This is a genomic window from Microcoleus sp. PH2017_05_CCC_O_A (assembly GCF_020738785.1).
In the GTDB taxonomy this organism is placed as follows: Bacteria; Cyanobacteriota; Cyanobacteriia; order Cyanobacteriales; family Microcoleaceae; genus Microcoleus.
Window position 1 is genome coordinate 1 of sequence record NZ_JAEQCB010000120.1, and the last position, 14926, is coordinate 14926.

Annotated in this window: 16 protein-coding genes; 8 read left to right on the forward strand and 8 right to left on the reverse strand. The window is 45.4% G+C overall.

Annotated features, from left to right (window positions below):
* Window positions 1-144: 144 nt before the first annotated feature.
* The 5 genes from JGK20_RS24160 to JGK20_RS24180 all read left to right on the forward strand — a co-directional run bounded on the left by JGK20_RS24160 (window position 145) and on the right by JGK20_RS24180 (window position 3912).
* Window positions 145-615, forward strand: a complete 471-nt coding sequence (locus JGK20_RS24160) for a hypothetical protein (RefSeq protein WP_293208554.1) — start codon at window positions 145-147, stop codon at window positions 613-615.
* Window positions 616-1079: 464 nt separating this feature from the next.
* Window positions 1080-1310 (forward strand): hypothetical protein, encoded by a 231-nt coding sequence (locus JGK20_RS24165; protein ID WP_293208557.1) that lies wholly within the window; start codon window positions 1080-1082, stop codon window positions 1308-1310.
* 3 nt (window positions 1311-1313) lie between these two features.
* Window positions 1314-1808, forward strand: coding sequence for a hypothetical protein (locus JGK20_RS24170; RefSeq protein WP_293208560.1), 495 nt, complete (start codon window positions 1314-1316; stop codon window positions 1806-1808).
* Between the two features lie 158 nt (window positions 1809-1966).
* A complete protein-coding gene (locus tag JGK20_RS24175; protein WP_293208563.1) occupies window positions 1967-2392 on the forward strand; it encodes a hypothetical protein in 426 nt (141 codons plus the stop codon).
* Window positions 2393-2712: 320 nt separating this feature from the next.
* Window positions 2713-3912, forward strand: a complete 1200-nt coding sequence (locus tag JGK20_RS24180; RefSeq protein ID WP_293232415.1) for a glycosyltransferase — start codon at window positions 2713-2715, stop codon at window positions 3910-3912.
* A gap of 158 nt (window positions 3913-4070) precedes the next feature.
* On the opposite strand, the gene JGK20_RS24185 is transcribed toward JGK20_RS24180, so the two are convergent.
* The 6 genes from JGK20_RS24185 to JGK20_RS24210 form a co-directional block, all read right to left on the reverse strand.
* Window positions 4071-4979 carry a MoxR family ATPase gene (locus JGK20_RS24185; protein ID WP_293232417.1) on the reverse strand — a complete coding sequence of 303 codons (909 nt, stop codon included), beginning with the start codon at window positions 4977-4979 and terminating at the stop codon, window positions 4071-4073.
* Between the two features lie 326 nt (window positions 4980-5305).
* Complete coding sequence (locus JGK20_RS24190; RefSeq protein ID WP_293232419.1) at window positions 5306-6529, reverse strand: bifunctional riboflavin kinase/FAD synthetase; 1224 nt, start codon at window positions 6527-6529, stop codon at window positions 5306-5308.
* Window positions 6530-6902: 373 nt separating this feature from the next.
* Window positions 6903-7826, reverse strand: a complete 924-nt coding sequence (locus tag JGK20_RS24195; RefSeq protein ID WP_293174734.1) for an MBL fold metallo-hydrolase — start codon at window positions 7824-7826, stop codon at window positions 6903-6905.
* Between the two features lie 263 nt (window positions 7827-8089).
* Window positions 8090-9325 carry a transposase gene (locus JGK20_RS24200; protein ID WP_293174989.1) on the reverse strand — a complete coding sequence of 412 codons (1236 nt, stop codon included), beginning with the start codon at window positions 9323-9325 and terminating at the stop codon, window positions 8090-8092.
* A 46-nt stretch (window positions 9326-9371) separates the two neighbouring features.
* The gene (locus JGK20_RS24205) at window positions 9372-9515 is read right to left on the reverse strand and encodes a hypothetical protein (protein WP_293174987.1); all 144 of its coding nucleotides are present in this window, start codon (window positions 9513-9515) and stop codon (window positions 9372-9374) included.
* A gap of 333 nt (window positions 9516-9848) precedes the next feature.
* Entirely contained in the window at window positions 9849-10037 is a 189-nt protein-coding gene (locus JGK20_RS24210; protein WP_293174731.1) for a hypothetical protein, read from the reverse strand.
* Window positions 10038-10324: 287 nt separating this feature from the next.
* Here JGK20_RS24210 and JGK20_RS24215 point away from each other — a divergent pair, with 287 nt between their 5' ends.
* Both JGK20_RS24215 and JGK20_RS24220 read left to right on the forward strand, forming a co-directional pair.
* Complete coding sequence (locus tag JGK20_RS24215) at window positions 10325-10498, forward strand: hypothetical protein (protein ID WP_293174728.1); 174 nt, start codon at window positions 10325-10327, stop codon at window positions 10496-10498.
* 211 nt (window positions 10499-10709) lie between these two features.
* Window positions 10710-11639, forward strand: a complete 930-nt coding sequence (locus JGK20_RS24220; RefSeq protein WP_293214044.1) for a hypothetical protein — start codon at window positions 10710-10712, stop codon at window positions 11637-11639.
* Here JGK20_RS24220 and JGK20_RS24225 read toward each other — a convergent pair.
* Window positions 11607-12221 (reverse strand): hypothetical protein, encoded by a 615-nt coding sequence (locus JGK20_RS24225; RefSeq protein ID WP_293208571.1) that lies wholly within the window; start codon window positions 12219-12221, stop codon window positions 11607-11609. The genes JGK20_RS24220 and JGK20_RS24225 overlap by 33 nt on opposite strands.
* A gap of 528 nt (window positions 12222-12749) precedes the next feature.
* Here JGK20_RS24225 and JGK20_RS24230 point away from each other — a divergent pair.
* Window positions 12750-13649 carry an alpha/beta hydrolase gene (locus JGK20_RS24230; protein WP_293174716.1) on the forward strand — a complete coding sequence of 300 codons (900 nt, stop codon included), beginning with the start codon at window positions 12750-12752 and terminating at the stop codon, window positions 13647-13649.
* Between the two features lie 391 nt (window positions 13650-14040).
* On the opposite strand, the gene JGK20_RS24235 is transcribed toward JGK20_RS24230, so the two are convergent.
* Complete coding sequence (locus JGK20_RS24235) at window positions 14041-14568, reverse strand: DUF4330 domain-containing protein (protein ID WP_293174713.1); 528 nt, start codon at window positions 14566-14568, stop codon at window positions 14041-14043.
* Window positions 14569-14926 lie beyond the last annotated feature (358 nt).

Below are 14926 nucleotides of genomic sequence, written 5' to 3' on the forward strand. Positions count from 1 at the left end.
CGGTCAGTTTCATGATAGATTTTAGAGACATAAGATACGCTGCACACTGAAATTATCTTTGGGTCATTATAGGATCAATCATTCTGTGGTGCTCCCTAATATAAAGAGTAAGGCTGACAGTTTCAACTGTGAGCCTTGTAAACTTTGATACTTTTTTGGAGCGATCGACCTATGTGTAGGCTAGAAAAAACAGACTTACCTGACAACAATTATCAGGTAGGCTCTACCAACATAACTTATGCACCTGTTCAGGCAATCAGACCGACGTTTTTAGTAGAAGACACCCAAGACATGAAAAAATACCCACAGACATTGGAAGCTTACCTACCAGCAGATTCAGCCAAGTTAGGTGTATCGGAAAGCTTATCACCGGACGATCTCCATTCTCCTATACAAGGTGAAGAACCGGATAAAAATTTAAGCAAGGCTATCTCGAAGAACAAGTTAACAAAAGTTCGTCATTTACAGAAGCTGGCGGCAATAGTGGCAATTGTCGCAGGCATCGCCACTACTGCTAATAACTCTGTCCAGTTGTGGCAGCATTGGCATACTTTCAAAAATTCCAGCGCCTCACCAGCCTTACATGATATCAAGTCACGATATCAAGTAAAGTAGGCTTCTTGGAAAAGTTGGTTTAAATCTGTAGAGATGAAGCATTTGCGCTTAGATATAGGAAGAAATCCAGAGTCTTTATACGTAAATGCTTCAACCTTCTAAAGATTCATGCAAGAAAATACAGATGGGGTGAGGTGAAAATCACCCCACTGCATTGCTTTGTGCGAGCAATATTTTTTACGTTTAAAATTTATGTTTGGAGAGTTTTTATATAGTATTCAAAACCACGATTTTTTTCTCAAGCTGACATGCACTTGACTTTTGTAGAAACTACGTATATTATCTAAATTACTAGAGGCTAAAAGTGTTCCTAAAACTGTTACAGTTTTCTTAACTTACCCCGCAAGGGGATGGAAACACGCCTCTAGATTGACTGAACAGTTGCATAACTTATGTCAGTCCTCTTCCCCGCAAGGGGACTTTAAATTTAAATTGTCATAGTTGTTGTAGGGTAATACCCAAGGATGACACAAGTGAATGATGTAGAAAAAAATCAAGTTTATCTGGTGACTGGTGTAGTAGTAGCTATTGACGAGAGCGATGGGATATTAATAGCAGGGATGTTATCAGATAGTCCTTTTACTGCGGAAGAGCCAGAGTCAAAACAGACACAAAATTTGGTAGGCAATTTTGCATTTACCAGGCAAAAAGCCAAGTTTTTAAGAGACCGTCTTAATGAATTTTTGCAGGAATAGACAATGACAGTAATCACAAACTCAAGAGCGGAACTTCAAAGCTCAACATCGAATCCAAAAACTTTTAAATTCTTTGAATTCCCTCCTTCTCCTCTGAAACCAAAGCAGTCATTTAAGTCGCCTACTGCTCCTGTTGAAGTACAGGAATTAGTCCAGAAGTTAGCCAAGATAGATGGTGTCGCCAAAGTTAGAGCAATAGCTCCTAGAACGGAAGACATTCACTGGATTGAGTTTGAATTAGAACTATGCCCTGAAACAGAGTTGGATTATGAAACTTGGGACAAAATCCAAGACTTAGTAATTGATTGTGAATGGGATTTACGCGATAAAACTAATGAAAAATGGTACTTTGACGAAAAACTCGTGGAAAAGTTTGTCAGAATCCAAGACGGAGCGAAAGAAGTTGCTCGCTCGGAAACTATAACTTTGTCAAGTCCTACAAGTTATTACAATTCAGTTAAGTCTGGCAGTAATTGGTATGTTATAGCTAGAACTTAAAACAATTAGGCGTTGCTGAATAGAGACATAATTCATCGACGATCTCGATACACACGGCAAGGGAGAACAACCGTTCATTCCTACCCAAATTTATATCTGCGATCGGCAACGCCAAAGATTAAATTACTGAACAAACTAGAAAGTAGCTGTTGATTTTTATGCCGAGCGAACAGTCCCATCGCGAACAAGCTAAGAATAATGAAGAGGCGGCACTTAGTATCAGAGATACTTTTCCTGATTGGGCAGTGACAATGTGTTTTTACTCAGCTTTACACTGCATCGAAGCTTATGCAAAGGTTCAGAAAGTCGATCTTGAAGAAAAATATCAAGGTTCCTCATCGCCACACGATCGCCTGTTTGATTATGTTCGTGACATTGCTGACAGGCGAGATAGAAGCTTGGAGAAGGCTTATAAAAATCTGAAAAATGAAAGTCAAATAGCGCGATACTTAACAGGTATGAAAGCAGGTATAAAAACAAGTATAAAAACTAATTCTCGGTTTCATTATACTAGATATACAAAAATAGATGTCGATCGGTCTTTTGATAATCTACAAATAGTTAAAAAGCTATTAAATCCCTGACAAAAATATCTAAAACTCAGCTTCTAACTTTCACATACTTGAATTTTAAACAAAATAGGGATAGGCTGGTAAGCTTAAGAAGCAAGAGTTTCTTAAGTGAAAAATCAAACAACTGCCAACTTCCCCTAACGGGGACGGAAACAAACTCTTCCGTAATGCTGAATAACAGTCAGATTCATTCTGATAGTTGCTCAGACTTCCCCGCAAGGGGACTTTAATCATCCACCTAATTGACCCAAACTTTCCCGATCGCCCGATCGCCCCGCACATCCATAAGGCTAAACTAATCTAAGTTTTACCACAAAAATTTTCCCCCGTTCATGAACATCGCCTACCTAGTCAACCAATACCCCAAAGTCAGCCACAGCTTCGTGCGCAGAGAACTCCTAGCAGTCGAAACTTGCGGCATCAAAGTCGGGCGTTACTCGATCCGATCCTGCGAATCCGAACTCGTAGACGGCGCAGACAAACAAGAACAAGAATTGACCAAAGTCATCCTAGGAGTTGGCGTACAGGGCTTAGCGTTGGGTTTGCTCCGCACTGCCGCAACTAGACCAATTCGATTCCTCGAAGCTTTGCGGTTAATGTTCAAAGTTGGCTTACACTCAGAACGCGGGATTTTGCTGCATCTAGCTTATTTCGCAGAAGCTTGCATTCTTTTAAACTGGTTCGCAGAATCCGGTACCACACACGTTCACGCTCACTTCGGCACAAATTCCACAACTGTTGCAATGTTATGTCGCGTCCTAGGCGGCCCGACTTACAGTTTCACCGTTCACGGCCCCGAAGAATTTGATAAAGCTACACTTCTTTCCTTAGATGAAAAAATTAAACGATCGACCTTTGTAGCAGCAGTCAGTTCCTTCGGCAAAAGTCAGCTATTTCGGTGGTGCGATCGCGCTTATTGGTCAAAAATCAACGTCATACACTGCGGCGTCGATGCAGCATTTTTAGCCGCACCCCACGTCCCCATACCCGCAGCACCCCGCTTAGCCTGCATCGGGAGACTCAGCGAACAAAAAGGTCATTTGTTACTGTTAGAAGCCGCCAGCAAGCTAGCTGTTCAAGGTTTAGAGTTTAAATTGGTATTTGTTGGAGACGGGCCGCTGCGAGCTGAAATTGAACAGCAGATTGCACAACTCAATCTGCAAAACTATATAGAAATTACCGGCTGGGCCAGTGGCGATCGAGTTCAGAAAGAGATTTTAGCTTCCCGCGCCATGGTATTGCCGAGTTTTGCTGAAGGTTTACCCGTCGTAATTATGGAAGCCCTCGCTCTCAATCGGCCCGTAATTAGCACCTATGTTGCTGGTATTCCAGAGCTCGTAGAACCGGGTGTTTGCGGTTGGTTAGTTCCTCCCGGTTCCGTAGAAGCATTGGCTGTTGCTATGCGCGCGGCATTGGAAGCACCTTTAGAAAAGCTAGAAGAAATGGGGAAAATAGGAGCCGAACGGGTTGCTCAACAACATAATGTTGATCTAGAGGCAAAGAAATTAGTTGCGCTATTTCAGAGTGCTTGAAAATAGTACAAGATGTATTTATTAACTGACATCTTGCACCGTTATTAATTAATTTCTCCAGGACGGGCAGGATGCCCACGATACAGAAAAATTAATTGTTTGTGGAACAGGCATCTTGCCTGTTCCTTCAATTAAAGCGATCGAGGATTTGTAACTTTTTAAGGAATTGGAACAGATTTCAACAACTTATCAACAATCGTCTTCGCCTTCCTTCCCCCCGCCGGAATCAACCGATGAGAAAGTACGTGCGGCGCTAAATCCTTCACATCATCCGGGGTAGCAAAATCCCGCCCCGAAATAAACGCCAACGCCTGAGATGCCCGGTGCAACGCCACCGCACCACGGGGACTCACGCCTAGAGTAATCTCTTCATCCTGGCGAGTCGATCGCACCAAATCCACAATATACTGCTTCAAAGAGCCTTCCACCTGCACCGCAGCGCACAAACGGCGCAATTCCTGCACCTGTTCCAAGGAAATACAAGGCTGCAAATCTTCCACAGCAAAAGTATCAGACAGCCGTTCCAACATTTGCAACTCTTCCGACGCAGCGGGATAGCCCAACGTCAAAGACAAGGTAAACCGATCCATCTGCGCTTCCGGTAGCGGAAAAGTGCCTTGATATTCGATCGGGTTTTGAGTCGCAATCACAAAAAACGGCGCCGGAACATTCCGAGAAACTCCATCTACAGTCACCTGCTTTTCTTCCATCACTTCCAGCAAAGCAGACTGAGTTCGCGGCGTCGCCCGATTGATTTCATCGGCTAGCAAAACATTCGCAAAAACTGGGCCCGGCAAAAACTCAAAGTTGCCGCTGCTGGGATTCCAAATATTAGTACCGGTGATATCCGTTGGCAACAAATCGGGAGTACACTGAATGCGTTGAAACTTGCCATCGATCGATCGCGCTAAAGACTTCGCTAACAGCGTTTTTCCCACACCAGGCACGTCTTCCAGCAGCGCGTGTCCGCCCGAAAGCACGGCTACAAGTACCAAGCGAATAGCATCCGCTTTACCGACAATTGTCTTGCCTAGATTTTGTTTGAGCCGCTCAATATGTTCTCTCATATCCCTGATTTTTATGTAGAAGGAAGAAGGAAGAAGGAAGAAGGAAGAAGGAAGAAGGAAGCTTTTTAGCCTTCCGCATTTTACCTTAATTACGTTGATTTACTTAATTGCTAATTGCTAGTTGTTAATTGCTTGTTCTTTTATTCTCACTCAGCCTGCGCGGACTTCGTTTTTATACACGCGATTTCAATCGCCCAAGCAAAACTATACACAATGGATTCATAATTAGGACGGGCTAGAAGCCCATCCCACAATTATTTTTCTTGTGGGATGGGCTTCTAGCCCGTCCGAAAATTTGATTAGCCAATACTTTTGCAATAGATCTATTAACCATTGGCAGCTAACACCTTTCTAGCAACATCACAATCTGTCTGAATTTGATTTTTGAGAGCATCCAGAGAAGCGAATTTTTGTTCGGGTCGCAAAAATTCTATCAAACTTGCGCTCAAGGTTTGACCGTACAAATCCCCAGACCAATCTAACAGATGAACTTCTACAGTTAGTTGTAGACCGTTTACCGTCGGGCGGCAACCAACATTCATCACCCCATTTATGAATGATAAATCTGATGCTTGGCGCGGAATTAGAGATTGGGGATTTTCCCACTTATAGGCAGAATTTTCATCTTTTTTGATGATTCCGCCTCCATCCTTCACCGAGACTCGCACCGCGTACACGCCAAAACGCGGCAAAAATTTTTCCGGTGGCAGTTCGATATTAGCAGTCGGAAATCCGATCGTCCTACCCAGCCGCTGTCCCCCAACCACAGTCCCGACTAAACTGTAAGGCCGCCCCAGCAACTTATTCGCTTTTGTGAGGTCGCCGGATGCTAAACCTTCGCGGATCGCGGAACTGCTGATCCGATCGCCCTCATCGCAATTGTGCAGGGGTATCAGCGCAACATCAATACCGTAACCCGAGGCGATCGACTGCAAATCTACAGCCGTCCCAGCACGTCCGCGTCCGAACCGAAAATCCACCCCCACACTAATACGACTCGCTTGCAGTTGCCGCACCAGAATTTCCTCGACAAACTCAGCAGCAGTCAATGCCGCCAGTTCTCGATCGAACGGCAGCAGCACAAGTTGCTCGACACCCATTGCTGCGAGCAATTCTACCTTTTCTGCCAGAGGTGTCAGCAGTTTTTTGGGTTGACCTGTAAAAAATTCTTGCGGGTGGGGATTGAATGTCACCACAGTACCGTAAAGCCGATCGCCCGCAGCATCATCGCGACCAGAGAGGCTGTTGCCCTCGGCCCGGGGGTGCGCCACGATCGCACCATTGAAATTCAGGGCGCTGCGGGCTGTTTCCGGCAGTGCTGCTGAGTCGTTTTCCCAGCTTGCCGGATGTTCGCCTTCCAAATTTTGATCTCTGCCAGCGTTTGGGCGCAAGTTTTGCCCCGACGCAGAAACCGTCGCAGAAGTTAGCCCCGGCGATCGATTTAAAATTGGCTGCACGACTTGTTGATGCCCTAGGTGCAAACCATCAAAGTTTCCCAAGGCAACAGAAGTTGGAGTCAGAGCAGCGGTTGAAGAAGAAGTTATCCACACGCTTAAGATTTTGCCATACTTAGCCAGATTGCGATCGCCAGTCGATTTTAGATTTTAGATTTTAGATTTTAGATTTGACTCCACAGAATCGATACTGGGAGTTAGAACTTCGATCTAAACTTTTTGGTTCTCTACGACTTAAGCCGGGGCTTGTATCCGTCTTTGAGTCAGGTCAGCCCTCACTTAAATTTTAGATTTCAGACCTCAAGATTTACCATAAAGAATTGGTTGAAAGCCTCTCTCTTTGAGGGAGAAATAAAAATCAGACTATTCATTACTCCCATCCTCTTCCTTGTAGATGCCGCTCTCAAACTGTCAACTGTCAACTGTCAACTGTCAACTGTTTAAGAACCATCTGGCAATCTCAAATCCATCACGCAGGCACTTTAGGGGCTTCCACCGACCCTTCAGACGACCCTTCAGACAAATCCTTGTTTTGAGGAGGCAGCAACTGTAACGACAAACCTTCCCGCGCCATCAAACTGTTCGGGAACCTTTGAGCCACTTGCTCTCCCACCTTGTCTAAAAACTCGTCATTGTGCAGCGGATCGTGGTGAAAAATCACCAACTTTTTGACATTAGCAGCCTTTGCCACCTTCACCGCTTCCTGCCAAGTCGAATGTCCCCAGCCAACCCTGCTAGACTTTTCCGAATAATACTCATCATCCGTATAAGTAGCATCATAGATCAGCACCTCAGCATCGCGAGCCAAATACAGCACATTTTCGTCCAAACGATCGGGAAAATGTTCAGTATCAGTCACGTAAGCAGCCGCATACCCCCGCCAGTTGACGCGGTAGCCGATCGCTTCACCGGGGTGGTTCAACAAAGCTGTTTCCACCTTAATCTCTCCGATTTCCATGGGTTCACCCACTTCTATATCGTTAAATTTCAGATCTGCCCCCATAATTTGCAGGGGCACCGGAAAATTAGGGTGGAGCATCTGGTCGTTGAGTCGCTGCTGGATAGTAGCTTGATTAGGAGTAGGAGCAACGGCCCCATAGATGTGAAAACAATTGCCTTTAATAAAAGCTGGGACAAAAAATGGGAATCCTTGAATGTGATCCCAGTGAGTGTGAGTAAAAAACATATGAGCTTCTACGGGCATCTGCGACAGGAGAGTTTGTCCCAAAACCCGCAACCCAGTACCGCCATCGAAAATTAGGCGGCTGTCACCCACTCGCATTTCTATACAGGGCGTGTTGCCCCCGTAACGTACTGTTTCAGCTCCGGGAGACGCTATACTACCTCTAACGCCCCAAAAGTGAACCGTAAATTGGTTTTGCATACTAGACATGGGTTTTCCTGCAAGATTGTTCCGGCGAGCCATCGATAAGGTGTTTACATAATATTAGTAAGGCTTTTACCATCAAACCCAAGCTTTTTGACGGTCTAGTTTCCCACTTGTTGGAAGTGCCAAGAGTCTCGCTTCCCAGAAAATGCAAAACTGTTGGGCTTGATAACTGAGGAATAAATTACAAGGTGGACTGATGAAGTCTCGATCGTAACTATTCTTTTCTCTCTTCACTAGCGTAACCGATACTTTTTTGCTAACATTCGTCAACAAATACATAGGCTGAGATGTTCTCTCAACCAAGGTGTATCAACCGATGCCCGCAAGAAAATCCCGCGAGCACCATTTAGATCCCTGTTCATGCAGCGTCCATCTCGGTCTCTAATAACACGAGAACCGCCAATCTTCTTGACTTCTCCAGTCCAAGAAACTGTCTTTGATGTATAAGCTTCGTTGATGTCAGTCAGGGCTACCTTACCTGACTCCCAAGCTTTCCATTCAAGATGTTTCTTGAACTGATAATGAGATAAAGTCAGCATCTGACGCACGGTTTTAGAGCGAATTTTGCGACGTGACTTGCTAACCATCTTTGAAGATTCAAATGATGGCAATAAGATGACATCGAAATTATCAACTAAGAATTTAGCAGTCTTGTCGTGCAACTCTTTAACCATGTGTTGAACCTTGGACTTCAACCTGTCAGCAGCCTTTTTAAATCTTTTCTTCTGCGCGCTAGGAGATGCGCTCATTTTTGAGATTAACCTGTCTAGCTTGAAGCACAGTTTTTGGATTTGAAGATTGGAGTCATTGCCGAGATATCCGTAAGAACTCTCGGAAATAAAAGTCATGAACGTGCGAACACCGGGATCTAAGGCAACCACGCGACCTTGGTTGTCGGTCTGACGCGGCTGCACTTCTTCGGAGACAATTAGATAATACTCGCCATAGGCAAGCATTAGCCGTCCGTCACTGAAATCCTTGGGTAATGCCTCTTTCAGCTTTGACCGACCCAATATTGTGTGATAGATGCCACAATCTTTGATTGCAGATTTAGGGATGTAAATAGATTGCTTTGTATCCTTGCGACTGCGGAATTTACAGCGACGCACTTGTCCGTCTTTTTTGAAGTCTGCTTTGGCTTTTTTGACGGCTTGACAGGCGTCTTTAATTGCAATTGATTTAATTTGAAATGGAACCGATGACGCCCAGTCAGGTAATGAGTTGAGAATCCCTGTCTTGATCGTTAGCCAGTTGGCTTTGGTTCCCGGCTCCTGTAAGTATTTAATTGTTGCATTAAATACGAATCGGGAAACACCGAACCATCTTTTCAACAGAGCTTTTTGTTCAGGGCTGGGGAATATTCGGATCTTTCTTGATTTTCTGGCTGTAGCTCCTGAGGCCGTGCATTCGGCAACGGTAGCCGTGAAGGATGGCAAGAAAATCGGCTGTGAGTTCGGTTTCAGGGCAGTGAAAAGGGTTTGAGAGAACCAGGAGTTCTCCACCGTTTTGCTTGACCATAAACTCGAATAGCTCAAATCCGAATCTGCTTTAGATGTCTCTACAGGCAACAACAATCTTGAGCTGATCTGTGCGCATAACTCTGACCAGTAGGGCTTGCAGTCCTTTTCTCTTAAAGTTGAGTCCAGAGCCGATGCCTTGGAGGATTTCAGCTTCTGGATATCGTTCTCGCATAAATTCAACTTGCCTAGCAAGGTCGTCTCGCTGTTTGGTTGAACTGACGCGACATTCGCAAATAGTTCCCACGACAATTGCACCGCGCTGGTATGACTCAACATCGTAGAGTCTTTGTCCTGCTTCGTTTTTGATGCTTTTGATCTTGCCTTCATCGGAGAACTTCCTGATATGTGTTTGCGTGCAAGCCCAGAAATTTGACTCATGAGTCTGAGTGGTATATATGCCATTCACTCAATCTAGGCGGTTTGTTACCAAATGTTAACATTCGTTAGAAAACTATATACTGTTGATTTACCCCATCTCAAGTGAAGTTTCTTTCCAGAGGATTATTTAACGGGCGATGCCGCCGTCCTTGGAACTTTTGCCGTCCGATTCCGAGTGACTGGAACTTTTGCCCGATCGCTCCCTAAAATAAAAAGGAAATCCTCTGCGGTCGTACTCGATCGAGGTCGTACCGAGGAATGGGATTCGGTCGTGCCAATTTAATGCCCTACCTGAAAAAATTATAGCTGATGGCAACGCATCTGTTTGCTGGCAACGCTCGACTCCTACTCAGCTTTTGTTCTAGTTTGGGAGGGCGATCGACATTTTCTTCAAAAATCTTAGCCAATGAGGCTGGTTTGAAACGCTGCACAGCTTGACAGCGAGCTGGACGGACCGCCGTAGGTGTCGGCCACAGCATCCAAAAAGTATGATTTGATTCATGGCAGAAGCATTTCTCAACTGTAGGCCTCCGATCCCAACCACGATCGCAATCAGTGATTCTACCCAATTTTTCAATTATTTAATCTAAAATCGGAAATGGTATGACACCGGGCGTAGCGAGATCCCAGACTGTTGGCAAAAGGCTATATTTTCGTCGCGCAGTTCTCGGCGGGCGAATTCCAGCACTCAAAATACCCGAAATTTCTGAAATTGTCAATTTTTGTGTTTTTTGCCGGCACCCAACTCCGATCGCCTTTGAACTCAAAAGTCAGTGAGAAATATTCGTGCGTTACCTGTTGTGCTTTTCCCAACTATCTTCAATCAGTCTTTTGCGAGTAATAAGTTCTCGGAATTTGACTCATCTGTGGCACTCACCACAAGTTGATATTTCTGGTATTCTAAAGTCTCACACTCTTGTTTGGAAAAAATCAAAATCTGTACAAAAGACGCCTAAATAACTTAAAGTTATTTGTAAAAAAAGTAACTATGAATCAATTTAAAAAAACTACAACTAAGCTGAATCAAACCGTAACGAAAGAGTCCGATCGCACTTTGCAACTAGGTCAGCTTCCTTTGAGCGAGATCTCCTTAGAAATGACTGAGGCCGGAGCTTTGAGGACATTTAGCAGTCTAGACGATCGCCCGCAGGAAACCCCAGCCAGAGCCGAAAAAAGACGCCGGAGGGTGGATGGCAAGAACAATCGAGCTCGATCGCCTGTGGTTTCTAGCGCCTTTCTCAAGTGGCTGCTACCGCGTTTGAGTCGATCGAAAGGTGGGTTGGCGGCTTTCACCCTGGCAGCAGTTTGGGGGTGGTGGAACAGTCAGTTATTGCTTTCGACAGGGTTGGGGATCGCAGCGATGATGCTGGTTTACCGAGGGCAGTCCGGGGAATGGCAATTGCTGCGATCGAAAGCCGAGCAATTTTGGCAGAGCCCGAACCGCCGGTTGGTTTTAGCAGTAGGCGCCGGCGGGATTGCTACCTTGGGTGCTTACATGAGTTTGGCGATTTGGGCGGACTCTGAGAGCCACTGGATGGCTTTGAGCCTGATTTTGCAGAATTTTGGCACGATCGCGATTGCAGGGCTGTTGCTGCGCCAAGCGCTGAGTCTGGGATCCTCAAAAGATGAAGATGAAGCAGCGCTCGATCGGATCTTGGGAGATTTGACTGATGCTGACCCTGTGAAGCGTTTGATTGCAGTGCGGCAAATGACCGATTTGGTGAATCAGGGTGGGTTTAACCGCGTGACTTCTGTCAAAAGTTGGAGCGCCCGTTCCCGGGCTGCCGAGTGCTTTCGCCTGATGTTGAGTCGGGAACCCGAGGCTATAGTCCGCAATGCCATTCTTGAAGGTTTGCAGACTTGGGACGATACTTATGGCATGGTTTCACAGACCAAAAATAAAGTCATCGACTATTAGCTGACCGTCAAAAGCATAAAATGTAATGCGATGAATATTTGGGGCTTTGACGCGCAGGGGTGTGTTAGGCGCGATCGGAGAATTAGACCCTGCCAGATTGGGCGCCGGCATTTCATCTTGAACGATCGGGTTACCGTCGATGTCGCAAGCAGATAAAACCGTTCGCCGCGAACTGGTGACAAGTCCTGCTACGCTGCGAACTGGATACTTGAAACTTACTTCTATTAGTCCGCTTTTTGGGGCACCCATTAACACTGTTGAGCCAGAAACCGTTAGGAATGCTGGGTTTGAAGGTTGGATGGCGACGGCATTGCTAAAAGTCACTCCCCAATGGGCAAACTGGTTGTCTACTACTTCAAAGCATTTCAATTCTTCTAAAGCTAGGCGAACCATTCCCGGTGCGCTGACGCGCGATCGCACATCTAACCCTGAACCCGATCGTTCTGGAGTGGCGACAAATGTCTGTTTGCCGTTTAAATCCATGCTTCGACAGGCAGTATCAAACTCTGCAAACCCGTCAGCTAGAAGACTTTTTGCATCAACCATAAAACCCTCGCGATCCCGTTTCCTAAGCAGTTGCATTTTTTATACCTCCCTGATATTAGTTGTTTCTTGTGTTTTGGAATTGATAGCGGCGAGGCTCGTGATTTCATTGCCTGCAATCAGAGGTATGGAAAACCCATCGCCCGCCTTTTAACAGAAACCTTCGACATTAAAAGCCACTGCTCCGTAAAATATGGTAATTAATTATTTGCGATCGGCTCTCGGGTGTAAACCTGCCGCGATTAAAAGCTAGATCTGATACCGCTGCTTTCCGAGTGCCTGCTTTCGGAGTCGGCGAACCGACTTGATTGTGTTGAGGGGTCTTACCCATCATTTTGTTATTATCTCCGATCGCAAGTAGTTTGCAACGGTGAGGATAACTGCACAACCTGAGCGCGCAGATCGCAAAACTTAGTTGCTGTGTGTAGTTTCAGGCTTCACTTGTACTAAAATAGATTGAAATCAATACTGAATCTTTACAAAAACGGCGCCAGCTTTGCAATCTTTTTAAATAAAGACGAGGCGACCCGCGAAACTCTACAATCTCACAGCGATTGAGGCTTATTTATGCTTGTTCCTCTCGGCTTCGGTCAGCGATCGATCGTGACTTCTCTCGGCAGAATGGTATATTACACTGCTGAAAAAATGCCTTGGATCGGATTGCCGAACTCAAATTCGGAAAATAAACCGAACTTAGTATTTTTTCACGGCTTTGGGGGCGGGTCAAGTGCCTACGAATGGTCGAAAGTTTATCCGGCTTTTGCAGCGGAATATCGAGTCTTAGCACCGGATTTAATCGGTTGGGGGCGATCGGAACATCCCCAAAAAAATTATCAGGTCGAAGATTATATCACATCTCTGATCCAATTTATCGAAAAAACTTGCGGAAGTCCTACGGATGTGATAGCTTCTTCGCTGACAGGGGCGATCGCGATTCGAGCTGCGATCGCCCGCCCGGATCTGTTCAAATCGCTGATTTTGACGATTCCCAGCGGTTTGTCAGACTTCGGACAAGATTACGGCAGCAGTTTCTTTGCTAAACTCGTCAACACTCCAATTTTAGACCGCTTGCTCTACAGTACGGGCATTGCCACAGATGGCGGCATTCGCAGCTTTTTAGAAGAGCGCCAATTTGCCGATTCCCGTCGAGTCTACCAAGAAATTGTCGATGCTTATCTGCAATCTGCTTTGGAACCAAATGCAGAATATGCAGCCTTGTCTTTTGTGCGGGGAGATTTGTGTTTTGATTTGTCACTTTATATCACTCAGCTAACAACACCGACTGCGATTATTTGGGGTGAAAAATCTCAGTTTACTAGCCCCGAGATTGGCCAGCGGTTGGCTAATCTCAACCCGGATGCAATTAAGGTTTTTCAAACTCTGGAAAATGTGGGTTTGACTCCGCAGTTGGAAGTTCCGGCTGTGACTATTGGTTTAATTCGGCAGTATTTAAGGTTGTTTTCTTAAGAGTAAAGAAGTTCGGCAACCAATTCTGTAACGGATTTGACGGATGTCACGGATAGAGGTTCCAAGTTCGAGGAAAGAAGAAGGTCTGCTCGTGTCTGGGACGCAACTGTCAAAATTAATCAAGGTACGTAGTTGGGCTTGAGCCTCCTTTAAATATATGTGTAAAGAGGGCTGAAGCCCAACTACGTACCTATTTGACTGTCAACTGACTATTCTTTGACTCGCACGTTGATGACGCTGGCGTTGAAATCGAAGCAGGGTAGTTTTATTGTCGGGAGATGAAAGCATCGCTCAAAATTAATCAAGGTACGTAGTTGGGCTTTAGCCCTCTTTAAATATATGTGTAAAGAGGGCTGAAGCCCAACTACGTACCTATTTGACTGTCAACTGACTATTCTTTGACTCGCACGTCGATGACGCTGGCGTTGAAAATGTATTTTTTGCCTTCAAGTTCGAGAGTAGTTCCGATTTTGACTTTCATATTTCCTAAAACCGGGCCGTTTTCAGTAATTTGACCTTTCCCCTCTAGAGTAAATCTCATATTTCTGCTGAAAGATTCTTCTTCTCTAGGATCTGGGACAGCTTTTAAGGTGCCGTTGGGCTGAGGAACTGCGAGGGTTCTAGTTATGGTTTTTACCTCTTTGATTGTAATCTGACCAGAGGGCTGGTTGCGGATTACTACGTTGATTTTATCGCCGGCTTTGAATAACTCTTGAAAGTTTGTGCCTTTGAGTCCGATCGCAATTGCATCCATTTCTACGGTTTTGACGCTGGCGCCGCCGACTTGGGCGACGGAACCGCCGGAAGTACCGGGAAAGAAGAAGATGCCGACTGCAACTAGCAGCACAATCATTGCTGCACCTACGTCTAGAATGCTGAGTTTGCCGAACAACCGGCCTTGAGAATCCAAAATTTTCATAAATCGCTTACTTAATTCACTGACAGCGACAGGAGTATCTGTACAAGCCAAAAGATATTACCACAACGATCGTCCAAAATCCGCAGGACTTGGAGAGTGGGGGATGGGAAGAGGGGGGAGATGGGGAGAGGGGGAGATGGGGAGAGGGGGAGAGTGGTTAAAATTTAGGAACAAGTTAAAATAGCAACTAAGTAGCGTTATATTTCGTCTGCCGATTTAGTGACTTTTTGAGTTTTTCCTAAAAAAAAAGACCGGGCGGTTGAAACCGCGTCTATACAAACAAAACCTGCCTCCGCAGGTTGAAGAAGCGACGGTTGAAATTACATTATTTTCTTGAGTCTCGCGTTTCGCGGACGGG